This is a genomic window from Bradyrhizobium sp. USDA 372, assembly GCF_053629095.1.
In genome coordinates this window covers 4,210,865-4,236,963 of sequence record NZ_JBRJHR010000001.1, presented here as the reverse complement: position 1 = coordinate 4,236,963, position 26,099 = coordinate 4,210,865, and the positions used below count along the sequence as shown (strand labels likewise).

The 26,099-nt window shown below is 65.1% G+C and carries 32 protein-coding genes; 21 read left to right on the top strand and 11 right to left on the bottom strand.

What is annotated here, in order from left to right:
- Positions 1-34: 34 nt before the first annotated feature.
- Genes AB7M16_RS20050 through AB7M16_RS20040 form a run of 3 tightly spaced genes read left to right on the top strand, consistent with a single transcriptional unit; the run spans position 35 to position 1,598 of the window.
- On the top strand, positions 35-826 hold the full coding sequence (locus tag AB7M16_RS20050; protein WP_453944989.1) for a heme ABC transporter permease: 792 nt from the start codon (positions 35-37) through the stop codon (positions 824-826).
- A complete protein-coding gene (gene ccmD / locus AB7M16_RS20045; protein WP_453944988.1) occupies positions 823-1,008 on the top strand; it encodes a heme exporter protein CcmD in 186 nt (61 codons plus the stop codon). Before AB7M16_RS20050 ends, ccmD begins: the two co-directional genes overlap by 4 nt.
- A complete protein-coding gene (locus AB7M16_RS20040; RefSeq protein ID WP_453944987.1) occupies positions 1,005-1,598 on the top strand; it encodes a DsbE family thiol:disulfide interchange protein in 594 nt (197 codons plus the stop codon). Before ccmD ends, AB7M16_RS20040 begins: the two co-directional genes overlap by 4 nt.
- 137 nt (positions 1,599-1,735) lie before the next feature.
- Here the strand turns inward: AB7M16_RS20040 and AB7M16_RS20035 are convergent, their stop codons facing one another.
- Positions 1,736-2,338 carry a septation protein A gene (locus AB7M16_RS20035; RefSeq protein WP_172789710.1) on the bottom strand — a complete coding sequence of 201 codons (603 nt, stop codon included), beginning with the start codon at positions 2,336-2,338 and terminating at the stop codon, positions 1,736-1,738.
- Positions 2,339-2,460: 122 nt separating this feature from the next.
- Positions 2,461-3,405, bottom strand: coding sequence for a signal recognition particle-docking protein FtsY (ftsY, locus tag AB7M16_RS20030; RefSeq protein ID WP_260381582.1), 945 nt, complete (start codon positions 3,403-3,405; stop codon positions 2,461-2,463).
- A 57-nt stretch (positions 3,406-3,462) separates the two neighbouring features.
- On the opposite strand from ftsY, the gene AB7M16_RS20025 reads away from it, so the two are divergent.
- Both AB7M16_RS20025 and AB7M16_RS20020 read left to right on the top strand, forming a co-directional pair.
- Complete coding sequence (locus AB7M16_RS20025; RefSeq protein WP_172789712.1) at positions 3,463-4,164, top strand: RluA family pseudouridine synthase; 702 nt, start codon at positions 3,463-3,465, stop codon at positions 4,162-4,164.
- 232 nt (positions 4,165-4,396) lie between these two features.
- Positions 4,397-5,506 carry a DUF2336 domain-containing protein gene (locus AB7M16_RS20020; RefSeq protein ID WP_212257915.1) on the top strand — a complete coding sequence of 370 codons (1,110 nt, stop codon included), beginning with the start codon at positions 4,397-4,399 and terminating at the stop codon, positions 5,504-5,506.
- A gap of 168 nt (positions 5,507-5,674) precedes the next feature.
- Here AB7M16_RS20020 and mtaB read toward each other — a convergent pair whose 3' ends face one another.
- Together mtaB and dapF are read right to left on the bottom strand one after the other, a co-directional pair.
- On the bottom strand, positions 5,675-6,928 hold the full coding sequence (gene mtaB / locus AB7M16_RS20015) for a tRNA (N(6)-L-threonylcarbamoyladenosine(37)-C(2))-methylthiotransferase MtaB (protein WP_453944986.1): 1,254 nt from the start codon (positions 6,926-6,928) through the stop codon (positions 5,675-5,677).
- A complete protein-coding gene (gene dapF / locus AB7M16_RS20010; RefSeq protein WP_453944985.1) occupies positions 6,928-7,803 on the bottom strand; it encodes a diaminopimelate epimerase in 876 nt (291 codons plus the stop codon). The genes mtaB and dapF overlap by 1 nt, the downstream gene beginning before the upstream one ends.
- A 245-nt stretch (positions 7,804-8,048) precedes the next feature.
- Between dapF and AB7M16_RS20005 the strand changes: the two genes are divergently transcribed.
- Both AB7M16_RS20005 and AB7M16_RS20000 read left to right on the top strand, forming a co-directional pair.
- Positions 8,049-8,807, top strand: coding sequence for a GyrI-like domain-containing protein (locus AB7M16_RS20005; protein WP_453944984.1), 759 nt, complete (start codon positions 8,049-8,051; stop codon positions 8,805-8,807).
- 5 nt (positions 8,808-8,812) lie between these two features.
- Positions 8,813-9,514, top strand: coding sequence for an SIMPL domain-containing protein (locus AB7M16_RS20000; protein WP_453944983.1), 702 nt, complete (start codon positions 8,813-8,815; stop codon positions 9,512-9,514).
- Between the two features lie 36 nt (positions 9,515-9,550).
- On the opposite strand, the gene AB7M16_RS19995 is transcribed toward AB7M16_RS20000, so the two are convergent.
- Positions 9,551-9,961 carry a hypothetical protein gene (locus AB7M16_RS19995; RefSeq protein ID WP_453944982.1) on the bottom strand — a complete coding sequence of 137 codons (411 nt, stop codon included), beginning with the start codon at positions 9,959-9,961 and terminating at the stop codon, positions 9,551-9,553.
- A gap of 176 nt (positions 9,962-10,137) precedes the next feature.
- A complete protein-coding gene (locus AB7M16_RS19990; RefSeq protein WP_453944981.1) occupies positions 10,138-11,202 on the bottom strand; it encodes an MBL fold metallo-hydrolase in 1,065 nt (354 codons plus the stop codon).
- A gap of 432 nt (positions 11,203-11,634) precedes the next feature.
- Here AB7M16_RS19990 and ffh point away from each other — a divergent pair, with 432 nt between their 5' ends.
- From ffh to AB7M16_RS19945, 9 genes are all read left to right on the top strand, one after another.
- Positions 11,635-13,185, top strand: a complete 1,551-nt coding sequence (gene ffh / locus AB7M16_RS19985; RefSeq protein ID WP_271510434.1) for a signal recognition particle protein — start codon at positions 11,635-11,637, stop codon at positions 13,183-13,185.
- Between the two features lie 99 nt (positions 13,186-13,284).
- Positions 13,285-13,617, top strand: coding sequence for a 30S ribosomal protein S16 (gene rpsP, locus AB7M16_RS19980; RefSeq protein ID WP_172789386.1), 333 nt, complete (start codon positions 13,285-13,287; stop codon positions 13,615-13,617).
- 9 nt (positions 13,618-13,626) lie between these two features.
- Complete coding sequence (rimM, locus tag AB7M16_RS19975) at positions 13,627-14,160, top strand: ribosome maturation factor RimM (protein WP_453944980.1); 534 nt, start codon at positions 13,627-13,629, stop codon at positions 14,158-14,160.
- 465 nt (positions 14,161-14,625) lie between these two features.
- On the top strand, positions 14,626-14,952 hold the full coding sequence (locus tag AB7M16_RS19970; RefSeq protein WP_453944979.1) for a TapB family protein: 327 nt from the start codon (positions 14,626-14,628) through the stop codon (positions 14,950-14,952).
- A gap of 53 nt (positions 14,953-15,005) precedes the next feature.
- A complete protein-coding gene (locus AB7M16_RS19965) occupies positions 15,006-15,683 on the top strand; it encodes a hypothetical protein (protein ID WP_453944978.1) in 678 nt (225 codons plus the stop codon).
- Between the two features lie 56 nt (positions 15,684-15,739).
- Complete coding sequence (gene trmD, locus AB7M16_RS19960; protein WP_453944977.1) at positions 15,740-16,483, top strand: tRNA (guanosine(37)-N1)-methyltransferase TrmD; 744 nt, start codon at positions 15,740-15,742, stop codon at positions 16,481-16,483.
- A gap of 111 nt (positions 16,484-16,594) precedes the next feature.
- Entirely contained in the window at positions 16,595-16,975 is a 381-nt protein-coding gene (gene rplS / locus AB7M16_RS19955; RefSeq protein WP_036008895.1) for a 50S ribosomal protein L19, read from the top strand.
- A 426-nt stretch (positions 16,976-17,401) separates the two neighbouring features.
- Complete coding sequence (leuC, locus tag AB7M16_RS19950; RefSeq protein WP_172789383.1) at positions 17,402-18,808, top strand: 3-isopropylmalate dehydratase large subunit; 1,407 nt, start codon at positions 17,402-17,404, stop codon at positions 18,806-18,808.
- Between the two features lie 90 nt (positions 18,809-18,898).
- A complete protein-coding gene (locus tag AB7M16_RS19945; protein WP_027573016.1) occupies positions 18,899-19,108 on the top strand; it encodes a hypothetical protein in 210 nt (69 codons plus the stop codon).
- Between the two features lie 59 nt (positions 19,109-19,167).
- Here AB7M16_RS19945 and AB7M16_RS19940 read toward each other — a convergent pair whose 3' ends face one another.
- From AB7M16_RS19940 to AB7M16_RS19930, 3 genes are all read right to left on the bottom strand, one after another.
- The gene (locus AB7M16_RS19940; protein ID WP_453944976.1) at positions 19,168-19,695 is read right to left on the bottom strand and encodes a hypothetical protein; all 528 of its coding nucleotides are present in this window, start codon (positions 19,693-19,695) and stop codon (positions 19,168-19,170) included.
- A gap of 194 nt (positions 19,696-19,889) precedes the next feature.
- The gene (locus tag AB7M16_RS19935; protein WP_172789381.1) at positions 19,890-20,150 is read right to left on the bottom strand and encodes a hypothetical protein; all 261 of its coding nucleotides are present in this window, start codon (positions 20,148-20,150) and stop codon (positions 19,890-19,892) included.
- Positions 20,151-20,200: 50 nt separating this feature from the next.
- A complete protein-coding gene (locus AB7M16_RS19930; RefSeq protein ID WP_172789380.1) occupies positions 20,201-20,482 on the bottom strand; it encodes a hypothetical protein in 282 nt (93 codons plus the stop codon).
- A 154-nt stretch (positions 20,483-20,636) separates the two neighbouring features.
- Here AB7M16_RS19930 and AB7M16_RS19925 point away from each other — a divergent pair, with 154 nt between their 5' ends.
- The 4 genes from AB7M16_RS19925 to AB7M16_RS19910 all read left to right on the top strand — a co-directional run bounded on the left by AB7M16_RS19925 (position 20,637) and on the right by AB7M16_RS19910 (position 23,406).
- The gene (locus AB7M16_RS19925; protein ID WP_453944975.1) at positions 20,637-21,035 is read left to right on the top strand and encodes a metallopeptidase family protein; all 399 of its coding nucleotides are present in this window, start codon (positions 20,637-20,639) and stop codon (positions 21,033-21,035) included.
- 253 nt (positions 21,036-21,288) lie between these two features.
- Complete coding sequence (leuD, locus tag AB7M16_RS19920) at positions 21,289-21,894, top strand: 3-isopropylmalate dehydratase small subunit (protein WP_027573022.1); 606 nt, start codon at positions 21,289-21,291, stop codon at positions 21,892-21,894.
- A gap of 80 nt (positions 21,895-21,974) precedes the next feature.
- Complete coding sequence (locus tag AB7M16_RS19915) at positions 21,975-22,760, top strand: hypothetical protein (RefSeq protein ID WP_453944974.1); 786 nt, start codon at positions 21,975-21,977, stop codon at positions 22,758-22,760.
- Between the two features lie 226 nt (positions 22,761-22,986).
- Positions 22,987-23,406, top strand: a complete 420-nt coding sequence (locus tag AB7M16_RS19910) for a hypothetical protein (RefSeq protein ID WP_453944973.1) — start codon at positions 22,987-22,989, stop codon at positions 23,404-23,406.
- A gap of 9 nt (positions 23,407-23,415) precedes the next feature.
- Here the strand turns inward: AB7M16_RS19910 and AB7M16_RS19905 are convergent, their stop codons facing one another.
- Both AB7M16_RS19905 and AB7M16_RS19900 read right to left on the bottom strand, forming a co-directional pair.
- Entirely contained in the window at positions 23,416-24,189 is a 774-nt protein-coding gene (locus AB7M16_RS19905; RefSeq protein WP_453944972.1) for an N-acyl homoserine lactonase family protein, read from the bottom strand.
- The gene (locus tag AB7M16_RS19900; RefSeq protein WP_453944971.1) at positions 24,090-25,046 is read right to left on the bottom strand and encodes an AraC family transcriptional regulator; all 957 of its coding nucleotides are present in this window, start codon (positions 25,044-25,046) and stop codon (positions 24,090-24,092) included. The genes AB7M16_RS19905 and AB7M16_RS19900 overlap by 100 nt, the downstream gene beginning before the upstream one ends.
- Positions 25,047-25,238: 192 nt before the next feature.
- On the opposite strand from AB7M16_RS19900, the gene AB7M16_RS19895 reads away from it, so the two are divergent.
- Entirely contained in the window at positions 25,239-25,994 is a 756-nt protein-coding gene (locus tag AB7M16_RS19895; protein ID WP_453944970.1) for an SDR family NAD(P)-dependent oxidoreductase, read from the top strand.
- The last annotated feature ends 105 nt before the right edge of the window (positions 25,995-26,099 follow it).

The following is a 26,099-nucleotide window of genomic DNA, read 5'->3' as shown; positions in this document are numbered from 1 at the left end:
TGCCTGAGCGGCCCCCGGTGATTATCAGGATACCATGACGCTGATCGACCTCGCCAACCCCACGCGGTTCCTCGCGCTGACAGCGCGGGTGTTGCCGTGGCTGGCGGCCGCGACAATCATCCTGCTCACGATCGGTCTCTATCAAGCTGCGCTCGCGCCGGACGACTATCAGCAGGGCGCGACCGTGAAGATCATGTTCATCCACGTGCCCAATGCCTGGCTGTCGATGTTCGTATGGGGCGTGATGAGCATCGCATCATTGGGCACGCTGGTGTGGCGGCATCCGCTCGCCGACGTCGCCGCCAAGGCCGCAGCGCCCATCGGCGCCGCCTTCACCTTCCTCGCGCTGCTCACGGGCTCACTCTGGGGCCGGCCGATGTGGGGCACCTATTGGGAATGGGACGCACGGCTGACCTCGGTGCTGATCCTGTTCCTGATGTATCTCGGCCTGATGGCGCTGTGGCGCGCGGTCGACGATCCCTCGCGCGCGGCGCGCGCCGCTGCGGTGCTGACGCTGGTCGGCGCGATCAACCTGCCGATCATCAAATTCTCCGTCGACTGGTGGAACACGCTGCACCAGCCCGCGTCGGTGATGCGCATGGGCGGCTCGGCGCTGGACAAATCGTTCCTGATTCCGCTGCTGGTGATGGCGGTCGCCTTCACGCTGCTGTTCGTCACGCTGCACCTCGCCGCGATGCGCAACGAGATCTTGCGCCGCCGTGTCCGCTCGCTGCAGATGATGCAGGCGAGTCGCGTAGCGTTTTCGAGCGAGGTGGCCGCCGGCTCGCGTGAAGACAATGCGTCGAAAGAAGCTGGGGCTGCATGACGATGTCGCTCGGTCCCTACGCCTCCTTCATCGTGACCTCTTATGCCGCTGCCGCCCTCGTGATCGTGATCCTGATCGGCTGGGTCATGCTCGATTATCTCAGCCAGACGCAGCGCCTGCGCGAGCTGGAGCAGCGCGGCATCACCCGTCGTTCGGGCCGCAGCGCGACGGAGCCGCGATGAGCGATCAACCTGCCTCCGCTCCGCCGCAGCGGCGCACCTTCCTGGTGGTGCTGCCGCTGATCGCCTTCATCGGCCTTGCGCTTCTGTTCTGGTTCCGGCTCGGCAGCGGCGATCCCTCGCGGATTCCCTCCGCGCTGATCGGCCGCCCCGCGCCGCAGACCGTGCTGCCGCCGATCGAGGGGTTGCAGGACAACGGCACGCAGGTGCCGGGGCTCGATCCCGCCGCCTTCAAGGGCAAGGTCAGCCTCGTCAATGTCTGGGCGTCCTGGTGCGTGCCGTGCCATGACGAAGCGCCGCTCCTGACCGAGCTCGCCAAGGACAAGCGCTTCCAGCTCGTCGGCATCAACTACAAGGACGCCGCCGACAATTCGCGGCGCTTCCTCGGCCGCTACGGCAACCCGTTCGGCCATGTCGGCGTGGACGCCAACGGCCGCGCGTCGATCGAATGGGGCGTCTACGGCGTGCCGGAGACCTTCGTCGTCGGGCGCGAGGGCACCATCGTCTACAAGCTGGTCGGGCCGATCACGCCGGACAATCTGCGGACGGTGTTGATGCCGCAGATGGAGAAGGCGCTGAAGGCGGGGTCTTAGCCAAGACCGTCATTGCGAGGAGCCCGCGACAAAATTGCGAAGCAATTTTGCGCTGGTGCGACGAAGCAATCCAGAGTCCCTCCGCAGAGGCATTCTGGATTGCTTCGCGTCGCTCGCAATGACGAGCGGAGAGACCGTCACCCCTTGCTCACATCCCCCGCCTCGGCCTCGCTTCTCTCCAGCGAGACCGGCGCGAGGTGATAGCGCTTGGTCAGCGGCATCTGGGCGATGGCGAAGATCATCGTGATCGGGGTGACGCCGAACACCTTGAAGTTCACCCAGAAATCCGTGCTCTGGGTGCGCCAGACGATCTCGTTCAGCACCGCCATGCCGGCGAAGAACAGCGCCCAGCGCAAGGTGAGGATGCGCCAGCCCTGCGGGGTCAGGTTGAACACCTGATCGAACATCACGGCGATGAAGGAGCGGCCGAACAACAGGCCGCCGCCGAGGATCGCGGCGAACAGGCCGTAGATGATGGTCGGCTTGACCTTGATGAAGGTCTCATCATGCAGCACCAGCGTCAGGGTGCCGAACACCAGCACGATCACGCCCGTGACGATCGCCATGATCGGGATGTGGCGCGTCACCATGTAGGAGGCGGCCATCGCCGCCACGATCGCGACCATGAAGGCGCCGGTCGCGGCGAACAGATTGAATTTCGCGTTGACGAAAAAGAATACGAGCAGCGGACCGAGCTCGGTCGCGAGCTTGAACAGCGGATGCGGCTGGGTCTTGTCCATTCTCTCTTCCGTCTCTCCCATCCTTCGAGACGACCGCTTCGCGGTCTCCTCAGGATGAGGACCTATTATGTGGCACGACCTCATCCTGAGGAGCCGCGCAAGCGGCGTCTCGAAGGATGAAGCTATTCAATTCCGGCGATGGCGCGGGCGAAGTCGCGCGCGGTGAAGGGCGCGAGATCGTCGACGCCTTCGCCGACGCCGATGAAGTGCACCGGCAGCTTGAATTTCTCGGCGAGCGCCACCAGGATGCCGCCGCGCGCGGTGCCGTCGAGCTTGGTCATCACGAGGCCGGTGACCCCGGCGGTGCGATGGAAGGCCTCGACCTGCGACAGCGCATTCTGGCCGACGGTCGCATCCAGCACCAGCAGCACGGCATGCGGCGCAGTGTCATCCACCTTGCGGATCACGCGCACGACCTTCTCGAGCTCGTTCATCAGCTCGGCCTTGTTCTGTAAGCGGCCGGCAGTGTCAATCAGCAGCACGTCGATGCCCTGCTCCTTCGCCGCGGTGAGCGCGTTGAAGGCAAGGCTCGCCGAATCCGAGCCCTGCGCGCCCGCGATGACCGGCGTCTTGGTCCGCTCGCCCCAGACCTTGAGCTGCTCGATGGCCGCGGCGCGAAACGTATCGCCGGCGGCCAGCATCACCTTGCGGCCTTCGGAGGCGAATTTCTGCGAAAGCTTGCCGATCGTCGTGGTCTTGCCGGAGCCGTTGACGCCGACGACGAGAATGACGAACGGTTTTTTGGCCGCATCGATCACGAGCGGCTTTGCCACCGGCGACAGCACCTTCTCGACCTCGGTCGCGACGACGTCCTTGACCTCGTCCGCCGAGATCGCCTTGTCGTAGCGCCCCGTGCCGACCGCGTCCGCGATCCGCACCGCGACGGAGGTGCCGAGGTCGGCGCGCAGCAGCACGTCCTCGATGTCGTCGAGCATGGCGCGGTCGAGCTTGCGCTTGGTGACGAGGTCGGCGACCGCGGTCCCGAGCGAGGACGAGGTGCGCTTCAGCCCGTTGGACAGGCGGCGCCACCAGCTCAGCTTGGGGGGATCTGACGTGGTATCGTTCATGATGGCGTGTTAGCCGTTCCGGCCCGTAAACGAAAGCCTTGACCGAAAGTCCTGCAATTGCTCGATGTTCCCCAATTGACCGCCGATGAGATCCTGGCCCGCGTGCTCCATCGCGACGGGCTGATGCTGGTCATCGACAAGCCGGCCGGCCTGCCGGTGCATCGCGGCCCCAAGGGTGGCCCCAATCTGGAGGATTCCTTCGACGCGCTGCGTTTCGGCCTGCCGCGGCCGCCGGTGCTGGCCCACCGGCTGGACAAGGACACCTCGGGTTGCCTCGTGCTCGGCCGGCACCGCAAGGCGACGGCATCGCTGGGCCTTTTGTTCAAGCACGGCAAGATCGGCAAGACCTACTGGACCGTGGTCGAAGGCGGCCCTGCTGAAGATGAGGGCATCATCGACATGCCGCTCGGCCGGCTCAATGCCGAACGCGGCTGGTGGCAGAAGCCGGATCCCGACGGCCAGAAGGCCATCACCAACTGGAAGGTGTTGGGTCGGGGCGACGGTTTCGCCTGGCTGGCCATGGAACCCGTCACCGGCCGCACCCATCAATTGCGCGTGCATTCGTCGGCAACCGGATGGCCGATCTTCGGCGACAACATTTACGGCAACGGCCCGCGCTTCGGCGAGCCGCGCCTGCACCTGCATTCGCGCGAGATCGTGGTGCCGATCTCCCGGAACAAGGAGCCGATCCGCGTGGTGGCGCCGGCCCCGCCGCACATGCATGAGAAGCTCCGGGCCTGCGGGTGGAATGGGGAATAGGTGTCGACCCTCATGGTGAGGAGGCGCGCTAGCGCCGTTTCGAACCATGAAAGGCCCGCATCTCGCCCGCGGCCAAATCCTTCGAGACGCCCGCTTTGCGGGCTCCTCAGGATGAGGAGCGGAGCCGTGCCCGGCTACCGCGCCATGGTTTACGAAACGTTCAGGGCTCACCTCTAATGATAACGGTTGCTTAGAAAAAGCTTCCGTAACCGCTCAGGACGAGCCGCGCGTGATGACCAAGGCCGGGCTATCGATCATCGACGAGGTCGAATCCGCACTTCGGATCGGCTCGCCGGAAAAGGGCCTGGCGACGGCCCGCCGCGTCACCGAGCTGTTCCTCTCCTCCGCCGGCAATTTCGACGACGAGCAGATCGCGCTGTTCGACGACGTGCTCGAGCGCCTGATCGGCACGATCGAGCTGCGCGCCATCGCCGATGTGGCAGCACGCGTCGCCCTGGCCGAGATCAGCGCGCAGCTGGCGCCGATCGCGCAGGCGCCGCCGTCGGTGATCCGCCGCCTCGCCAACAATGACGAGATCCGCATCGCCGGCCCCGTGCTGCAGGAATCCGCGCGGCTCGACGACGGCGAGCTGGTGAAGATCGCATCGAGCAAGGGCGAGCCGCATCTGCTCGCGGTCGCCGGCCGCTGGTGGCTGAAGGAGATCGTCACCGACGCGCTGCTGGCGCGCCGCTATCCCAGCGTCAGCCGGCGGCTCGCCGCCAATCCCGGCGCGCGCGTCTCCGGAAAAGGGTTTGCCATCATCGTCGGCCAGGCCGAAAGCGATCCGGAGCTCGCGGTCGGCGTCGGCGTCCGCGTCGATTTGCCATCGGAGCTGCGCCGCCAATTGCTGCGCTCGGCGACCGATGCCGTACGCACCCGCCTGCTGTCGCGCGCTCCGCCGCATCTGTTCGAGGAGATCCAGAGCGCCATCGCCGCCGTCACCGTCGGCGTGGAGCGCGAGATGTCGGGTGTCCGCGATTTCGAGGGTGCCAAGCGCGCGATCGGGTATCTCAAGGCCACCGGCCAGCTCAACGAGGCGACATTGTTCGGATTCGCCAGACAGCGGCGCTATGAGGAGACGGTGGCGGCCCTGGCGGCATTGTCCGGATCGACCGTCGAGGTGATTCGTCCGCTGATGCAGAGTCTCCGCGAGGACGGCCTGCTGGTGCCGTGCAAGGCCGCGCAGCTCAGCTGGGAGACGACCATGGCCGTGCTCGAATGCCGTTTCGCGACAGGCGCAATGAAGCCGGCGGACATCGCCAGGGCGCAGGGACACTACGCGAGAATGACGGCGGAGAATGCCAAGCGGACGCTGCGGTTCTGGCAGGTAAGGGCGTCGTAGGTTTTCCCTCTCCCCTTGCGGGAGAGGGTGGCTCGCCGCGATAGCGGCGAGACGGGTGAGGGGTCTCTCTCCGCGCATGACCTCTCAATGTGAGTGCACGGATACAACCCCTCATCCGGCGCTTCGCGCCACCTTCTCCCGCAAGGGGAGAAGGGAAGAGACAACGGCTTATGTGGTGAGCCGCTCGCCGTCAACGCCGGCAATCAATCGTGGCACGATGCTTCCGACCTGCTCGCCCGCAATCGCCACCGGCAGATAATGCTCCGTGCGGCCCTGCTCCGCGCTCTCGATCAGCACCTCGCGCGTTGCGCCGATCTCGGCTTGCAACCGTTGTCGCAGCGCCGCCTCCCCCGCCGCACGCAACCGCTTCGCGCGTGCCTTGATCTCAGGCCCCGCCACCTGCGGCATCCGTGCGGCCGGCGTGCCGGGCCGCGGGGAATAGGGGAAGACGTGCAGGAAGGTCAGGCCGCATTCTTCGACGAGGTCGAGCGAGCGCGAGAACATCTCCTCGGTCTCGGTCGGGAAGCCCGCGATGATGTCGGCGCCGAAGACGACATCGGGGCGCAGGCGGCGCACCTGCTCGCAGAACGCGATGGCGTCATTCCGCGAATGCCGCCGCTTCATGCGCTTCAGGATCATGTCGTCGCCTGACTGCAGCGACAGATGCAGATGCGGCATCAGCCGCGCATCCTCGGCGATGGCATCGAGCAGGTCGTCATCCGCCTCGATCGAATCGATCGAGGAGACGCGCAGGCGCTTCAGCTCGGGCACATGGCGCAGGATCTGCTTGGTCAGCATGCCGAGCTTCGGCGCACCGGGCAGGTCGGTGCCGTAGCTGGTGAGATCGACGCCGGTCAGCACGATCTCGGCATGGCCGCGCTCGGCCAGGGTGCGCACCTGATCGACCACCGCGCCCATCGGCACCGAGCGCGAATTGCCGCGCCCGAACGGGATGATGCAGAAGGTGCAGCGATGGTCGCAGCCGTTCTGCACCTGCACGAACACGCGCGGCACGCCGCTCGCAAAACCATCGACGAGATGCGGCGCCATTTCCTTGACGGCCATGATGTCGCTGACGGCGATCTTCTCGCCGGCGCCGAGATCGAACGCATCGCGTGTCCTCCGCCACACTTCGCCACGCATCTTGTCGTCATTGCCGACGACACGATCGACCTCGGCCATGTCGGCGAACATCGCAGCCTGCGTCTGCGCCGCGCACCCGGTGACCACGATGCGCGCCTCGGGGCGCTCGCGCTTCAGCTTGCGGATCGATTGGCGCGCCTGCGCCACCGCCTCGTTGGTGACGGCGCAGCTGTTGATGACGATTGTGTCGGAAAGCCCCGCGGCTTCTGCTTTGCCGCGGATGACCTCGGCCTCGAAGGCGTTGAGGCGGCAGCCGAAGGTGACGATGTCGACGGCCATCAGGCGACCGGCGCGAACAGCGCCGGATCGAAGGTGCCCTCATATTCGAAGGTCGCCGTGCCCGTCATCAGCACGTGATCGTCGCGCTCGCGCCATTCGATGCCGAGCTTGCCGCCGGGCAAGGTGATCTCGACCTTGCGCTCGGCGCGCTTCAGCCGCGCGGCGGCGACCGCCGTGGCACAGGCCGCAGAACCGCACGCCTTGGTCAGGCCGGCGCCGCGCTCCCAGGTGCGGATCGTGATGTGCTCGCGATCGACGATATGGGCGAGCGTGATGTTGGCGCGCTCGGGGAAGATCGGATGGTTTTCCAGGAGCGGACCGAAGCGGCCGAGATCGTAGGCGTCGACGTCGTCGACCCAGAACACCGCGTGCGGATTGCCCATGCTCACCACGGAGGGCGAATGCAGGATCGGATTGTCGATCGGCCCGATTTGCAATTCGATGTAGCGGGTGTCGCGAAACTCTTCAGCCAACGGAATATCCTGCCAGCCGAACTTCGGCGCGCCCATGTCCACCGTGTAGAGATCAGGCGCTGGCCCCTGCCAGGCATTGAGCAGGCCGGCGGCGGTCTCGAAGGTCGCGGTGGTCTGCCCGGTCTTCTCGAAGACGCGGCGCACGACGCAGCGCATGCCGTTGCCGCAGGCGCCGGCCTCCGAGCCGTCATTATTGTAAATGCTGATGAAGGCCTCGGTGCCGTCGAGCCGCGGCCTCGAGAGCACCATGAGCTGGTCGTAGGCCACGCCGCCCTGCGCGGACGCCACGGCGCGGGCGTCGTCGGGGGTGATCTTAGCCGTCGAATCGCGCAAGTCGACAACGACGATCTCGTTGCCGATGCCGTTCATCTTGGCAAATGCGTGGTTGGCCAGCGCGCTCATGAAAATTCCCGAATTTCGCCTGCCTTATATGGCGATCCTTGCCGGCTTGGCCAGTGATTTGCAGCCGGACCGGGACATGGGCCAAGGTGACTGCCATGACGCATCTGTCATGGGACGAATTCGGCGCTCGCGTGTTAGAACGGCGCGGTTCGCGCGAACCGGGACGCGCGGCCGGGTTAAGGCCTTGGTGGGTAAGGCCTTGATGAATTCAGGCCCCGACGAAGCGGGGCCTTGGGGAGAACAGAATGACCAGTTTTCGTCGCCTCGCTTTGGCTGCGCTGATCCCGGCTGCGGCCTTGTCGCTTGGGCTGTCCGGCGCTCTGGCGCAAACGCCGAGCCCCGCACCGGCGGCATCGGCAAGTCCCTCGCCGGCCCCGTCGGCTTCGCCCGCTCCGGCTGCAAGTGCCTCGCCCGCCCCCGCGGCCACACCCTCGCCTGCGGCGAGCGCCTCACCCGCTCCTGCAGCATCGCCAGCACCCGCCGCCAGCGCCTCGCCCAGCCCGCCCCCGGCCGCCGCCGCGACGCCCGCCCCGGTTCAGACCGCCGATCCCTTTGGCCTCGAGACCACGCTCGAATCCAAGAAGGTCGTGATGGTCAAGGGCACCGCCAATTGGGACTCGGCCTTCGACACGCTGATCGATGCCTTCAAGGCGCTGAACACGCTGCTGGACAAGCAGGGCATCAAGCCGTCAGGCAATTCGATGATCGTCTACACCTCGACCGACGACACCGGCTTCACCTTCCTCGCCGAGATCCCGGTCGAGCAGGACCCGAAGAACCTGCCCAAGGACATGAGCGTGGGCAAATCGCCTGAAGGCAAGGCGCTGAAATTCGTCCATCGCGGCTCCTACGACAACATGGACAACACCTATGAGGCGATCACCAACCACCTCGACGACAAGAGGCTGGAAGCCAAGGACACCTTCATCGAGGAGTACCTCACCGATCCGCTCAAGACCGCTGAGGACAAGCTCGTGATCAACGTTTTCGTGCCACTGAAGTGAGACTGATGAAAAAGCCTGCCCTACTCGCCGCCGTTCTTGCCACCACGCTGCTGGCCATGCCGGCGCGCGCCGACGATTTTCCCTCCGCGATCTCGGTGAGCGGCGAAGCCTCGGTGTCCGCGGCGCCCGATCTCGCGCAAATCGATGCCGGCGTCGCCAGCGACGCCAAGACGGCGAAGGAAGCCTCCGATGCCAACAACGCGGCGATGGGCAAGGTGCTGCTGGCGCTGAAGAGCGCAGGCATCGCCGAGAAGGATTACCAGACCTCGCGGCTGTCGCTGCAGCCGCAATACGGCCAGAACAAATCCACCGGGGCATCGCCCGTGGTCGGCTTCCGCGCCAGCAACCGCGTCACCGTGAAGATCCGCGACGTGACCAAGGTCGCCGGCATCATCGACACGCTGGTCAGCGCCGGCGCCAACGACATCGGCAACATCTCCTTCGAGGTGACGCAGGCATCGAAGCTGCTCGACGATGCGCGCGAGCAGGCGGTGGCCGACGCGCGCCGCAAGGCCGAGATCTACGCCAAGGCCACCGGCGTTACGTTGGGCGCGCCGCTCAGCGTCACCGAGGGCGGCGGCCCGGTGCCGCTGTTCAAGGGCCGCATGGCGACAGCTCCGATGGCGGCGCCTGCGGCCGTTGCACCCGGCGAGGAGACGCTGACGGTGACGGTGAATGTGAGCTGGGCGATCAAGCAGGGGCAGTAGCCTCTTTCGTAAGAGGCGCGTCGGCGCAACACCTGATCAATCATTCACGCTGATATCAGTAAAAAGGAACCCCGCCGGCGTCTTGGTAAAGACGAAGATGAGCTCGCCGCAGAAGACGAAGTAATTGTCGTTCTTATAGTCATCGCGATCGTAGACGGCCTTGCCGCGCTGGATACACGCGCGATTTTTCGCCGTGAACGAGGTCCGATAGGTCTTGGCGCCAAATTGCGCGGCGTCGCGAATTGCGTTGTCGTTCATGAACGGTAATCGTGTCATAGCGGCGACGGCGGCGGGATCGTTTGCCTTCAGCGCCGCGCGAAACTTCTCGATGAAGCCATCGAATTCCTTCTGCAAGGCAGGAGAAGCAACGGCATTCTTCGCCTGGGCGACGGCTGGAGCAAGGCTCACGAGAGCGGTTGCAAGCGCAATTCTCAGCAAAAATCCCACAGGCCGGCTCCATCCATTGATCGATCAAGGTCTTCCGACCGAAAGAAATCCATGGTGTTTTGTTGCGTCATGGGCCTTCTGGTTCAACGGCGCAGCGCCGCACGAACTTGTCGCCATGGGAGCAAAGCGGAGATTGCTTTCGTCGCATCACGCCGCCGGGGTTATGGATACACGACCTAAATCTCCACCACCTGCCCCGGCATCATCGCCACGAACCGCTCCTGCGGGATCTTCGCCGCATCCAGCGCGTCCACCAGCGCTTTCGCCGGCGCGTCGATCGCTTCGTCCGTCAGCTGGAACGTGCCGTGATGATGCCCGAGCGCTTGCTCGGCGCCGCAATCGGCCAGCGCCTTCACGGCATCTTCCGGGTTCATGTGCTGGTCGCGCATGAACCAGCGCGGCTCGTAGGCGCCGATCGGGAGGATCGCCAAGCGCAGCTTGCCGTGCTTCTCGGCGACGCGGCGGAAATGCCGGCCGTCGCCGTAGCCGGAATCGCAGACCACGTAGATCTTCCCGGCCGGCGTCTCCAGGACAAAGCTCGCCCACAGCGCCTTGTTGCGGTCGAACAGGCCGCGCGCGGTCCAGTGCCGGGTCGGCACCAGATGCACCGCGACGCCTTCGCCGAGCTCGACCCGGTCGTGCCAGTCGAACGCTTCCGCCTTGATGGTGGGATCGGTGCTGCGCATCGTGACGTCGTTGCCGAGCGGGGTGACGATGCGCGGGGCGAAATTCTTGGTGAGCCGCGACAGCGTCGCGATGTCGAGATGGTCGTAGTGGCCGTGCGAGACCAGCACGACGTCGATCTTCGGCAGCTTCTCGAAGGCGATGCCTGGGTCGTTGTGCCGCTTCGGCCCGGCCCAGGCGACCGGCGAGACTCGCTCCGACCAGACCGGATCGACCAGGATGTTGAGGCCGCCGACCTGGATCAGCCAGCTGGCGTGGCCGACGAAGGAGAGCCGCACCTTGTCGCCATCGACACGCGCCGGCGGGGTATCGGCATGGGGGCTGGGCGCCCAATCCGGCCAGGTCGCCCGCCGCCGCTTGCCGCTGAACTGCCAGCGCAGCACCTCGCGCAGCGATTTCGGCGGCGACCCGTCCGGATCGAAGAAGGTCAGGCCGTCGAAATGGTCGGAGGCGGGACCGTCATAGGTTTTCATGCGGGACATCCAGAGCGAGGGGACGCCGACCAGCGCGCCGGCTCCGGCAAGCAATCCGAAAAGGCGGCGGCGGGTGATCGGCACGGCGGGCTTCTAGGAATGGTCGGAAGGGTAAGACATCACCGCCTATATGGGCGGGGCTGGCGGAAAAGGAACCCGCGACAAAAGGATCACGTTTTCAAAACCTTGCCTTACCAAGGGCGAGCCGGCACCCTAACTTTCCTTGACTTTTGAGCGGGAGCGGCGTTTAACCCCGCCACTTTCTCGGAAAGGCTTTCTTTTCGACCCGCCGACCGGCCTTAGGACCGGAGGTCAACGCCCGACAGCGCTGTGCGCCCTCGGGCGCAAAGGTGTTTGGACTTACTTCTCCCTCGCCCCGCTCTTGCGGGAGAGGGTCGGGGTGAGGGGCTCTCTCCGCGCATGGTGCGCGTCGATGGTCCCGTACCCCCTCACCCGCCGCGAAGAGCGCGGCGACCTCTCCCCGCGGGCGGGGAGAGGTAAAAGAGGACAACGGCATTGTTCGACAATCTGTCGGAACGGCTTGGTGGCATTCTCGATCGTCTGACGGGGCGCGGTGCGCTGACCGAAAAGGACGTCGACGCCGCGATGCGCGAGGTGCGCCGCGCGCTGCTGGAGGCCGACGTCGCGCTCGAAGTGGTGCGCAGCTTCACCGAGCGCGTGCGCGAACAGGCGATCGGCGCCACCGTCGTCAAGTCGGTCACCCCCGGCCAGATGGTGGTCAAGATCGTCCATGACGAGCTGGTCAACACGCTCGGCAGCGAAGGCCAGACCATCGACGTCAATTCCGTGCCGCCGGTGCCGATCATGATGGTCGGCCTGCAAGGCTCCGGTAAGACCACCACCACCGCAAAGCTCGCCCGCCGACTGGTCCAGCGCGACAAGCGCAAGGTGCTGATGGCCTCGCTCGACGTCTACCGTCCGGCGGCGATGGAGCAGCTGGCCGTGCTCGGCCGCGACCTCGACATTCCGACGCTGCCGATCGTGGCCGGCCAGCAGCCGCCGCAAATTGCAAAACGCGCGCTGGAAGCCGGCAAGCTCGGCGGCTACGACATCGTGCTGCTCGACACCGCCGGCCGCACCACGCTCGACGAAGAGATGATGGCGGAAGCGGCTGCGATCAAAGCGGCGGCCAACCCGCACGAAGTGCTGCTGGTCGCCGACAGCCTCACCGGCCAGGACGCAGTGAATCTGGCGCGCTCGTTCGACCAGCGCGTCGGTCTCACCGGCATCGTGCTCACACGCGTTGACGGCGACGGCCGCGGCGGCGCCGCGCTGTCGATGCGCGCGGTCACCGGCAAGCCGATCAAGCTGATCGGCACCGGTGAAAAGACCGACGCGCTGGAAGATTTCCACCCCGACCGTATCGCCGGCCGCATCCTCGGCATGGGCGACGTGGTCTCGCTGGTCGAGCGCGCCGCCGCCAATATCGACGCCGAGAAGGCCGCGCGCACCGCCGAGCGCATGCGCAAGGGCCAGTTCGACCTCAACGACATGCGCGAGCAGCTGCTGCAGATGGCCAATATGGGCGGCATCAGCGGACTGATGGGCATGATGCCCGGCATCTCCAAGATGAAGAACCAGATCGCGGCGGCCGGCATCGACGACAAGATTTTGAAGCGCCAGGTCGCGATCATCGATTCCATGACGCGCGACGAGCGCCGTCATCCGGACCTGCTGAAAGCGAGCCGCAAGAAGCGTATCGCCGCAGGTTCCGGCCAGAGCGTCGAGCACGTCAACAAGCTGCTGAAGATGCACCGGAACATGGCCGATATGATGAAGGCCATGGGTTCGGGCAAGCGCGGCCCGCTCGCCGGCATCGCACAGGCGATGGGCTTCGGCGGCGGCATGAAGATGCCCTCGCCCGAAGAGATGAAGGCGTTGCAGGAGAAGATGCAAGGCGCGGGCGGCGGACAAGGCCTGCCGAATCTGCCGAAGGATCTGCCGGCCGGGCTTCGCCAGGGCCTGCCGAACCTTCCCGGACTGACCGGGCTGAGCGGCAAGCCGACGCTGCCGGGCCTCGGCGGCTTCCCGGGCAAGAAGAAATGAGGAATTCGTCGCACGGGATGATCAGCATCTCAGGCGACGCGGAATACCAATCAACCGAACAAAACGTACTTTGCAAACCACACTTTCAAGGAGAACTGAATGTCCGTCGTTATCCGCCTCGCCCGTGCAGGCACCAAGAAGCGTCCCGTCTATCACGTCGTCGTCGCCGATTCGCGTTTTCCCCGCGATGGCCGCTTCATCGAGCGTCTCGGCTATTTCAATCCGCTGCTGCCGAAGGACAACGAGACCCGCCTCAAGCTCGACATGGACAAGGTGAAGGCCTGGCTCGCCAAGGGCGCGCAGCCGTCCGATCGCGTCGCGCGTTTCCTCGACGCCGCCGGCGTCGCGAAGCGCGAAGCGCGCAACAACCCCCAGAAGGCCGTGCCGCGCAAGGAGCGCAAGGCGCAGGCCGAAGCCGCCGCCAAGGCGTAAGGCTGGATCATGTCGGCGCTGGTCTGCGTCGCGCGGATCGGCGCCGCGCATGGTGTGCGCGGTGCGGTCAAGCTGTGGACCTTCACCGAGGATCCCTTCGCCGTTCGCCGCTACGGTCCGCTGTCGACCAAGGACGGCAGGCGCCAGTTCGAGATCGCGCAGGTGCGCGAGGCCAGGGATCATCTGGTCGCGACATTCAAGGGTGTCGCGAGCCGCGATGAGGCCGAGCGCCTCAACGGCATCGAGCTCTATATCGCGCGCGACAAACTGCCCGCGACGGACGAGGACGAATATTACCACACCGATCTGATCGGGCTCGCCGCCGTCACCATTGATGGCGACGCGCTCGGCCGCGTGCTCGCGATCCATAATTTCGGCGCCGGCGACATCATCGAGATCGCGCCGCTCAAGGGCCCGACCATGCTGCTGCCGTTCTCCAACGCGGTGGTGCCGGAGGTCGACCTCAAAGGCGGCCGCGTCGTGATCGCGCTGCCGCAGGAGATCGAGGGCGATCGGGACGAGGACGACACTTCGTCGTCATGACGGAGCAGTAACGCCTCGCCAACAATTTCCGACAACGGGGCTTGCGTTCGGCATCCGGCTGGTTCACGCTTGGGTTGCACCCTCCCCTCCCGTCGATTCCTTGACATCCGGAGATTTCATGCTGCGCTGCTGTGCTCTGGCAACGATCGGCCTGCTCGTGTCCATAAGCGTCCTCCATGCACAGACGCCGCCCAGCCCTCCGCCCGCAGCCGAGGCCCCATCCGTCGAAGCCATGGAAGAGCCGCAGGTCGGCGACCACTGGACCTACGAGATGCGCGACGAGATCACGGGCGACCTCAAGTCAACCATGACGCACACCATCACCGACGTATCGGCCACCGAGATCAGCATCCGGTTCGAGACCCTCGCAAGCCCGGTTTCGGCTACCAGACCTACGATCGGTCGTGGGACATCATCAACAATGGCGCCTGGCGCTTCACGCCAAACGATGGTTCAGGTGTCCGCATGCCGCTTGCGGTCGGCAAGTCCTGGTCGTTCAAGTCCAGTGGCTCCAACAGCACGGCCGGTGTCAGCCTGAAGCGCACGGGCACCTCTAAGGTCACGGCCAAGGAGAGCATCACCACCCGCGCAGGCACTTTCGAGGCCTACAAGATCGAGACGTCGATCGAGATGCGAAACACCAACGATCCCACCAAGAAATCCCAGTTTGAGCAGCAGGTCTGGTACGTGCCCGAGATCAATCATTGGGTGAAGCGCACCTATGTCAGCAGGTCGTATGGCAGGGTTCGCGAGCGGGGCGCGCTCGAAATGATCGAATACGGTCGCCGCTAACATCCGACGCGAAGGCGCCGTGAATGACCGAAACTCCTTGGGGGAAAACGCTGATGTCTCGTTACGCGGCCACGATGATCGCTTGCCTGCTTGTCGGCAACACCTCCGCATGGGCGGCAAACGATACACCATCGCCCCCGCCTGCCGATACAAAGCCGGTCATCGCCATGGAGCAGCCGCTGCAAGGCGATTTCTGGACCTACGAGGTGCGGGACGAAATCGGCGGCAAGATCAGCTCGATCCGCACGCACATGGTCACCGAGGTCTCGCCGAGCGAGATCAGCGTCCGCACCACCATCGAAGGCAGGGATACCAACATCCTGAGCGTCTATGACCGATCGTGGAATCTGAAGGACAACGGCGAGTGGAAGTATCAGCCGGGCGATGGCTCGGGCATTCATTCGCCGCTGAAGACCGGCGATAGCTGGAATATCTCCGCCGACGACATCAACAACAGCAAGGGCTTCATCTGGAAACGCTCGGGCCGCTCGAAGGTCGTCGGCCAGGAGGCCATCACCACCCGCGCCGGCACGTTCGAGACGTACAGGATCGAAACGACCCTCTCGAGACGCCCGACCAACGACCGGAGCCGCAAGCAGGACATCACGACCGTGACCTGGTACACCCCGGCCATCGACCATTGGGTGAAGAAAACCTTTGTGTTACGGGAGAACGGCCATCTGCGGATCAATAACGTTCTCGAAGTCGTCGAGTACGGCCGCAAGAGCTAGGCAAGCACGCCCGCGAGGGCCTCGACCTGCCGGCCGCAATGCCCTAACCAGCGGCCATGACCAACCCCTCACCCTGGCGCGCGACGGTGCTGACGCTGTTTCCGGAGATGTTTCCGGGGCCGCTCGGCGTGAGCCTCGCCGGCCGGGCGCTCGCGTCCGGGCTCTGGCAGATCGAGGCGCGCGACATCCGGGCCTCCGCGACCGACCGCCACCGCAGCGTCGACGATACCCCTGCCGGCGGCGGCCCGGGCATGGTGCTGCGGGCGGACGTTCTGGCCGCGGCGATCGATGCCGCCGGGATCGTGCCTGAGCGGCCACGCCTCCTCATGAGCCCGCGCGGTCGGCCATTGACCCAGGCGCGCGTCACCGAGCTCGCCCGCGGCCCCGGCCCCCTGATCGTCTGCGGGCGGTTCGAGGGGGTGGACCAGCGGGTGATCGACGCCCGGGACCTGGAGGAGGTCTCGATCGGCGATTACGTGCTGTCCGGGGGCGAAATCGCAGCCATGGCCCTGATCGACGCCTGCGTCCGGCTGCTGCCGGGGGTGATGGGCAAGGAAGCCTCTGGAACCGAGGAAAGCTTTTCGGACGGCCTGCTGGAGTACCCCCAATACACCCGCCCGCAGCTGTTCGAGGGGGTTCCGATCCCTGCCATCCTCACCTCCGGCGACCACGCCAAGGTGGCGGCGTGGCGGCGGACGGAATCCGAGGCCCTGACGGCCGCCCGGCGTCCGGATTTGTGGGAAAAGGCCGCGAATCGGGGGAGCGGCCAAAAAACGCCAAAAAACAAGACAGACGGGTGACAAACGCTCCGGCTTGCCTTATAGGAGCGGCCAAATCCGCAATGGCTGGATAGACGAATTTCACGCAGCCCCCGTTTCTTAAAGGCTGGGCGCGCCGATGGAGATTTACCCATGAACCTGATCAAGCAGCTCGAGCAGGAGCAATTCGACAAGCTGTCCGCCGGCAAGGACATCCCGGAATTCGCCCCCGGCGACACCGTGATCGTCAACGTGAAGGTCGTCGAAGGCGACCGCACCCGCGTGCAGGCCTATGAGGGCGTCTGCATCGGCCGTTCCGGCGGTGGCCTCAACGAGAGCTTCACCGTGCGCAAGATCTCCTATGGCGAGGGCGTCGAGCGCGTGTTCCCGCTGCTCTCCCCGATGATCGACTCGATCAAGGTGGTGCGCCGCGGCAAGGTGCGTCGCGCCAAGCTCTATTATCTCCGCAACCTTCGCGGCAAGTCGGCCCGCATCGTCGAGAAGCAGGACCGCGCTGCTGCCGTCGGCGAGTAAGCTTCGTCACCAGGCAAGTCTTTCGAAAGCGCGGGGCTCGGCTCCGCGCTTTTTTGTTTGGCCGGACGCCCTCCCCGACCTCGTCATTGCGAGCGCAGCGAAGCAATCCAGAGTGTTTCCGCGGAGACAGTCTGGATGGCTTCGTCGCAAGGGCTCCTCGCAATGACGACGCAGCTAAGCTCTCGCGCTTTTATCGCTGCGTGCTATATAGCTTCTAGAATGTTTCCAGATCCGACCAGCTTCGCACCCGTCCGGCGCATCGTCATCGACGATCGCTCGCGGCTGCCTGGCCGGTTCTTCGGACGCTTCGCGACCTCGGCAACGTCAGAGCTTAGCCGCGCAGCCTGAAGGCTGCGCTGACGATTTTTGTTGCCCGCGCGCTCTGCCGCGCTCATCGCTGACACACATTCTTCGGAGCTCGAGCTCATGTCCAAGCCGACCACCCTGTACGACAAGATCTGGAACGACCATCTGGTGCACGAAGCCGAGGACGGCACCTGCCTGCTCTACATCGATCGCCATCTGGTGCACGAGGTGACCTCGCCGCAGGCGTTCGAAGGCCTGCGCGCCACGGGGCGCAAGGTTCATGCGCCCGAGAAGACGCTTGCCGTCGTCGATCACAACGTGCCGACCACCGACCGCACCAAGCCGAATCCCGATCCTGAAAGCATCGAGCAGATCAAGGCGCTGGCGGAGAACGCCAAGGAATTCGGCATCGAATATTACAACGAGTTCGACAAGCGTCAGGGCATCGTCCACGTCATCGGCCCCGAGCAGGGCTTTACGCTGCCCGGCACCACCATCGTCTGCGGTGACAGCCACACCTCGACGCATGGCGCGTTCGGCGCGCTCGCGCACGGCATCGGCACCAGCGAGGTCGAGCACGTGCTCGCGACGCAGACGCTGATCCAGAAGAAGGCGAAGAACATGCGCGTCACCGTCGACGGCAAACTGCCGGAGGGCGTGACGGGCAAGGATATCATTCTGGCCATCATCGGCGAGATCGGCACCGCCGGCGGCACCGGCTACGTGCTGGAATACGCCGGCGAGGCGATTCGCGCGCTCTCGATGGAAGGCCGCATGACGGTCTGCAACATGTCGATCGAAGGCGGCGCGCGCGCCGGCCTGGTCGCGCCCGACCAGAAGGCGTTCGACTTCCTGCGCGGCCGCCCGAAGGCGCCGAAGGGCGCGGACTGGGACGCGGCGATGCGCTATTGGGAGAAGCTGCGCTCCGACGACGGCGCACATTTCGACCACGAGCTGCGCCTCGATGCGGCAAAGCTGCCGCCGATCGTGACCTGGGGCACCTCGCCTGAGGACGTCATCTCGGTCACCGGCATCGTGCCCGATCCCGACAAGATCGCGGACGAGGCGAAGCGCATCTCCAAGCACCGCGCGTTGAAGTACATGGGCCTGACCGCGGGGACGAAGATCACCGACATCAAGCTCGACCGCGTCTTCATCGGCTCCTGCACCAACGGCCGCATCGAGGATTTGCGTGCGGCAGCGAAGATCGCGGAAGGCAAGACCGTGTCGGCGAACGTCAACGCCATGGTCGTGCCGGGCTCCGGCATCGTGAAGGAGCAGGCCGAGGCCGAGGGTCTCGACAAGATCTTCATCAAGGCCGGCTTCGAATGGCGCGAGCCGGGCTGCTCGATGTGCCTTGCCATGAACCCGGACAAGCTGAAGCCGGAAGAGCGCTGCGCCTCGACCTCGAACCGCAATTTCGAGGGCCGCCAGGGTTTCAAGGGCCGCACCCATCTGGTGTCGCCGGCGATGGCGGCCGCGGCGGCGATCGCAGGTCACTTCGTCGACGTCAGGGACTGGCGCTAAGCTACTTCCTGCAATTGTAGCGATCGCGGCAAAGCGTCGTTAATCGGCGGCGCCGACAGTGTCCTCGCGACGGTTTCGCGAGGACACGTCATGGCCAACAAGCCGGAATATGTCGATCTCATCAGCGAAGCGACGCGCCAGCACCGCCGGCGCGCGGCGCCATTGCGCATCGTCGCCAAGCCGGAGGTCGAGGAGACCTCCAAGCTCAGCCGCTGGCCACCGGCGATGTTCAAGCAATGGAAGCTCGAGAACCTGATGCGGTGGAAGGCTTCGTCGTGGAAGCTGAAGGACTGGCTCTAACAAGTCTCTCCGTCATGGCCGGGCCTGTCCCGGCCTTGACGCTGCTCGAATAGCTCACATCACCAATAATACCGATACGGATAGTGCCAGCGGGGCCAGCGGCAGACCCGGCGCGGGCCGTAATAGGTCCAGATGATCCGGCAGCGGCGCGGATAGTGGTAGTAGGGATAATAGCCGCCGTAATAGTAGCGCCGGTGGAAGTGGCGATAGCCGTAATAAGGGCGATAGCCCCAGTGCCGGTGATGGCCGCCGTAGTGACGGAATCCGCCGTAACGAATGCCGCCGCCGTGAAAGGCCGGCGCGGCGCGGAAGCCGCCGCCATGAAAGCCACCGCCGCGGAAGCCGCCGATATGCCCGCCACCGCGAAAACCTCCGCCGTGAAAATGCCCACCACCATGTCCGCCGTGCCCGCCATGGCGAACCTGCGTGACGAGATCGTCGGTTGCGGCCTTCGTTACCGGCGACGTCGCCGGATTGATCAAGGTGAGCGCTTCAGCGCGACGCGCGCTGCCGGCCGACAGCATCAGCGTCGCGGCGGCCGCAAGCCCAAGCAGGCGCATCGGGCTGGCCCGACGACCCAATATCATCAGCGTGAAATCCTCCCTGAACCCGGACGGCAGAGCTGCGACGTCTCGGCCGCGCCATTGCTGTTCAATTGCAGTCGCTCCAGGGATTAAGTTGCGGACAGCGATGTGAACGCGCCATGAATGAACGACACGCGGCGCCGCGATGCGACGCCGTGCCTCGCACGATCACAAAGCCGGCGGTCCAAGGCGGCGCCTTACCAGAAGGGCCCGTAGCTGAAGACGAACGGCGCCGGCACGCCGTAGGGATAGGGACGATAGTAGACAGGGCGCGCGTAGTAGCGCGGATCGCGGCGTACGGCAGGCCGCGCCATGTCATATGTCCGCGCGTGTCGTCGCACATCGAAAACCGCGATCCCTGCCGACGCCTCCGGGATCGTCGCCCTTGGCGCGGCGGACGCGCAAGGCAGTCCGGCGGCAAGCGCGGCGGCAATTGCCAATGCGATCCATCTCGCCATCATGGCCCTCACGAGGCCACCGCGAAGCTCGCTGGCGCGGGCATCGACGGTCAGCCCCGGCGCCAGTAGCAGCTCACGCGCGGCACGATCACCGTGCCGCTCGGCCGGTACTCCTGCACATAGGTGGCGTTGCAGACGCGGACCGCGTCGGGGCCGGGATTGTAGCGGGGATAGACGCCATCCGGGCTGTAATAGGGCGTGACGCGCAGACGCGCTGGAGGCCGCTTGCGCGGCGGGGGGACATCGTCCGGCGAGACCAATTGGGCCATCCGGAGTCCGGAACTGGCTGTCTGCGCCTCGGCACCGACGCAAAACTGCGAAAACAACCCCATGCACAGTAGAGTCAGCGCTGTTTTCGCTCGCATTTTTCCGCCCACCTGAAACGTCCCATTGACCGCCCCACGCTCCCCGTTTTGGCGGCGCCCGTCAACCTCGCCGCTTATAAAGCCAGATGCATCGCCACGGAACCCGCGGTATGAGGGGCACATGTGGACGGAATTGAAAGCGCCTTCGCTCGCCGAGATGGAAGCGATGACTCACGACGTGTTCGAGCGCCTGCCGGCGGACTTTCGCAAGCTCTGCGAGGGCGTGATCGTCCGCGTCGACGACTTCCCGACCGAGGAGGTCCTTGACGAGATGGAATGCGAGAGCGAGTTCGACCTGCTCGGCCTGTTCCAGGGCGTCGGCCTGCCCCAGCAGAGCCTTGGCGACGTGGCGCGGCTGCCCAACATGGTCTGGCTCTACCGCCGCCCGATCCTGGACTATTGGGCCGAGCACGACGAAAGCCTCGGCCACATCGTCCGCCACGTCCTGATCCACGAGATCGGCCACCATTTTGGTCTGTCGGACGACGATATGGCGGCCATTGAGGCCAAGGCGGGGTAACACCGTTGCCACGCGCGAAGTGCGCTCCCTCTCCCGCTTGCGGGAGAGGGCCGGGGAGAGGGTGTCTCCACAATGGGACAGTCTCCTAGAGGAGAAACCCTCTTCCCAACCCTCCCCCGCTCGCGGGGGAGGGAGCTCACCTTTCTCTTGGCTCATGGCCAAGCAGACGAGATCTGCCGATTTCGGCCTAGGATTCCCGGTCCGATCGCGATAAATAGCCGGTTCCCTGAACCACGTGCGGGAAAGCGCAACCATGGACAAGTTCACCACGCTGGAAGGCGTCGCGGCGCCGCTGAAGATCATCAATGTCGACACCGACATGATCATTCCGAAGCAGTACCTCAAGACCATCAAGCGCACCGGCCTTGGCAAGGGGCTCTTCTCCGAGCAGCGCTACAAGGATGACGGCAGCGAGAACCCGGACTTCGTGCTCAACCAGCCGGCCTATCGCAATGCGAAGGTGCTGGTCGCCGGCGACAATTTCGGCTGCGGCTCGAGCCGCGAGCATGCGCCCTGGGCGCTGCTCGACTTCGGCATCCGCTGCGTGATCTCGACCTCGTTCGGCGACATCTTCTACAACAATTGCTTCAAGAACGGCATTCTGCCGATCCGCGTCTCGCAGGAAGACCTCGACAAGCTGTTCGACGACGCCGAGCGCGGCGCCAATGCGACGCTGACGATCGACCTGCCGAACCAGGAGATCCGCGGCCCCGACGGCGGCAAGGTCAAGTTCGAGATCGATCCGTTCCGCAAGCACTGCCTGATCAACGGCCTCGACGACATCGGCCTCACCATGGAGAAGAAGGCCTCGATCGACTCCTATGAGGACAAGCTCAAGCGCGAGCGCGCCTGGGCCTGATATCAGATTTCCGTTCGAGCCCCGGCGTCGAAGGCGCCGGGGCTTTTTCTTTGTTCTGATTAGCCCGTATAGCTGCACACATGCTGCCCGAGATCGTCACCTTCTGGCACGGCCCGATGGATGCGTTGCGCCAGACCTGTCTGCGCTCGCAGCTGGCTGCCGGGCACAAGGTCACGGTCTACAGCTTCGATCCCATTCCCGGCCTCCCCGCCGGCGTTGCGAATGCCGAGGCCGAGGCGATCCTGCCGCACGCGTTCTCCGAACGCTTGCGCCCGCCGCAGCCGGACGGCAGCTGGCGCGACTGGACCATTTTGCAGTTCAGCGACTTCTTCCGCATGAAGCTGATGGCGAAGGGCCTCGGCCTCTGGCTCGACGCCGACGTGCTGCTCCTGAAGCCGGTCGAGATCGATCCGGCAAAGCCCTACTTCGCCTGGGAGCGGCCGCGCCAGCTCGGCAATTCCGTGCTCTACCTGCCGCCCCCGCACGGCATCGTCGCCGCCTTCGAGGAGCTGATGGAGCAGGAGGAGCTGACGCCGAACTGGCTGTCGCTGCGCCATCGCATCACCTTCATGATGCGCCGCCTGCGCGGCGGCTCGAACCGCCTCTCGGATATTCGCGTCGCGATCTACGGGCCTGCCGCGCTCACCGCGCTGGCGCGGCGCACCGGTGAATTGCAGAACGCACTGCCGAAACAATCGTTTTACGCCGTGCATGCCGAGCCGAAACTGTTCTTCGATCCCTCGAGCTATCTCGGCCTCGTCACCGACCCCAGCATCATCGGCCTGCACATCTCGCCGAAGGGACGCGGCGGCGAGAAGCCGATTCCCGGTAGCCTGTATGCGTGGGCGGCGGAGCGATTCGCTTAGCGCTCTCCGTGTCCCGGACGCGGTGCAGCGTGCAACGCTGCTCCGCAGAGCCGGGACCCAGCAAGCGGCGCGATGGGCCCCGGCTCAGCGGCGCACCACTACGTGCTGCGCCGCGTCCGGGGCACGAGACCGGATTAATGCCCCATCCAATTTGATCCAGCGCAACGCGCTTCTGCATCATTGTGCTTATCTCGCTTCAATTCCGCTCGTCCGAATGGAGCTTGCCATGAGCACCGCAACCAGGCCCTATCCCATCGTCCAGGATCTCATCGAGTCCTTCGCGAACTGGCTGAAGCACCGCCGCGAGATCAACGAGATGCGGCAGCTCGACCGCGCCGATTTCGACCGGATCGCCAATGATCTCAGGATCGCGCCCGACGATCTGGAGGAGCTGGTCCGTCACGGCCGCCACGCCGCCGACGAATTGCCGAAGATGCTCGAGCAGCTCGGCATCAGCACTGAGGCGCTCGGCCGCGCGCGGCCGCTGCTGCTCCGCGACCTCGAACGGGTCTGCTCGCTCTGCAATCAAAAGGGACAGTGCGACCGCGATCTCGCTGAGGGCACCGCCGCGGAGAATTACCACGGCTATTGCGCCAACGCCTCGACGCTGGAGACGCTCGAGCGCGCCGAACACGCGCCGCGGTGAGGCGTTGCGTTACTCGATCCACTTCTGCGCGTAAGCCATCCCTTCGCTTTGCGCCGTATCGTGATTGATCCAGATTTCGGCGTTCTCGACGCGTAGCAGCTCGACCACCTTGGCCATAGATGCAACCGTCGCCTGCGGGTCGGCATTGAACGACGGTACACGCATGTGCCGGAGGTTCTCTCGGTTATGCGCAACGTCGCCGCTCAGCAGCACGGCGCCGCGCCGCGGCAGCTTCAGCATCAGCGAGCAATGCCCAAGCGTATGGCCGGACGTGAAGATCATGCGCACTGCGCCGTCGCCGAAGATGTCGTGATCACCATCGACGATCTCGTAAGGCCGCTCCTTCAACATCCTGTAGTGCTGAAGCGAGTAGCCGAATTCGTCAGGCTCAGGCCCGAACATGGCCTCGAATTCGGCCCGCTGAGCGATCCATCTTGCATTTTCGAACAGATCGACATTCCCGATATGATCGAAATGCGCGTGGGAAAGGAGGATCGTGCGGATATCGCGGGGCCGCACCCCGATTTCATCCAATTGGTCCGCGATGGGACGACGCACGATGCCCCGTATGCCATGCGCGATGATGCGCCCTTCCGGATGCTTCGCCAGCTCATCCTCAATGCCCGTATCCCAGATCAGCCACTCGCCGCGATGACGGATGAGATAGGCATTGCAGCTCAACGTCATGGGAATGCCGACGTTGATGCCGGGAGAATAGATCGAACCGTCTTCGACCTCCGCAATGCCTCCGTCGAGGATGTAGATCCTGTCGATTGTCGCCATTTGAGAACTCCGGGCGGCATGCCGAACAATCGGCAATATTCCCGCGTGAACTGCGTGACGCTTTCGTAGCCGACCCGATGCGAGGCGGTCGCGATGCTTGCGCCATCGGCCAGCATGGTGCGGCGCGCCTCGATCAGACGAAGCTGCTTCTGAAACTGAAGCGGGGTCAGCGACGTGATGCTGCGAAAGTGCAGGTGAAATGCCGACTGGCTCATCCCCGCAGCCTTGGCGAGCCGGTCGACACGCAAAGGCTTGGCATAGTCGGCGCGGATGATCGCAACCGCACGGCCGATCCGCTGCGCATGGCTGTCGGCAATACCAAGCGCCCTGATGGCGCCACCGTGCCGACCGGCCAACAGCCAATAATGCAGCTCCCGCAGCATTTGGCTCTGGAGGATTGAGGCGGACGAGGGCCGATCGATCAGGCGCAACAACCGCAGCGCCGCGTCGCTCACATCCCGCTCCGTCGGCTCGACCCGCAGCGGCCGGGACGGAACATAAGGCGCCGCCCCGATCTCGACGACCAGCCCCTCAATGACAATGGGATCGAGCTCGACGACGAGCGACAAATAGGGCACCGCGACTGTGGCGTGCGTAATCTGGCTGACCGTCGGCACGTCGCTCGCGATCACCAGCGAATCGCCTGCACCCAGGTCGAAGGACGTGGCGCCGACCGCAACACGCTTGGCGCCTTGCAGCACCAAGGCGACCAGAGGCTTGGAGATCGCAAATTGGAGCGCGCTCGGCGCGGTCTCACGAATGATCGAGATGCCGGCGAAAGGCGTGGACGCAAGGCCCTTGTCGTCGGCGCGAGCTGCGGCGTAGCGGCTGGCGATCTGGAGCAGCGTTTCGGTCACGCGCCTAATCTAGGCCGAGCCGGGCACGCCGGCAATTGCCGACGGGCGATCAGGCAAGGAGACGGGAGTTCTGGGCAAGTCGGCCGCCGGCCACATTCTGGAGGGTTGGGCAAGACGATCAGAGGATCCGGCAACATCCGACGCTCGATCACAGGCAGAAGGGCCCCACCGAAACTCCACGAGGAACCTGCAATGCCCACCATTTCTCTCGTCACCGGTGCCAGCCGGGGCCTTGGCCGCAACACCGCAATCGCCATCGCGCGTCACGGCGGCGACGTCATCGTGACCTATCGCAGCGGTGCCGCCGCCGCCCGCGAGGTCGTCACCGAGATCGAGGCGCTCGGCCGAAAAGCGGTCGCGCTCCAGCTCGACGTCACCTCGGTATCGACCTTTCCGGCGTTCGTCGCAAAAGTCGGGTCGGCGCTGGCGGAGCATTGGCACACCGAGAGGTTCGATCATCTCGTCAACAATGCCGGCCAGGGCGAAATGGCCGCCATGGCCGAGACGACGGAGCAGCAGTTCGACGCGCTCTTCGCCACGCATGTCAAAGGGCCGTTCTTTCTGACGCAGGCCTTGCTGCCGCTGCTTGGCGACAATGGCCGGATCATCAACTTCTCGAGCGGGCTGACGCGCGTGTCTTTCCCCGGCTTCTCGGCCTATGCCGCCGCCAAGGGCGCCATCGAGGTTCTGACCGTCTACATGGCAAAAGAATTCGGCGAACGCGGCATCACCGCCAACGTCGTTGCGCCGGGCGCAATCGAGACCGACTTCCTCGGCGGCGCCGTTCGGGACATGCCGGATTTGAACAAGCAGTTCGCGCAAATGACCGCGCTTGGGCGCGTCGGGCTGCCCGACGACATCGGGCCGATGGTCGCGAGCCTGCTCGGTCCGGAGAACCGCTGGGTCACAGCACAGCGGATCGAGGTGTCCGGCGGACAGACGATCTGATCGAAGCGGCACTTGCGCACTTCGTCGCGAGGCGATGGAGTGCGCGAGCCCTCAGCCCTTCCGCATCACCGCGATCGCATCCGCGATCTTGCCACCGCTATCGTC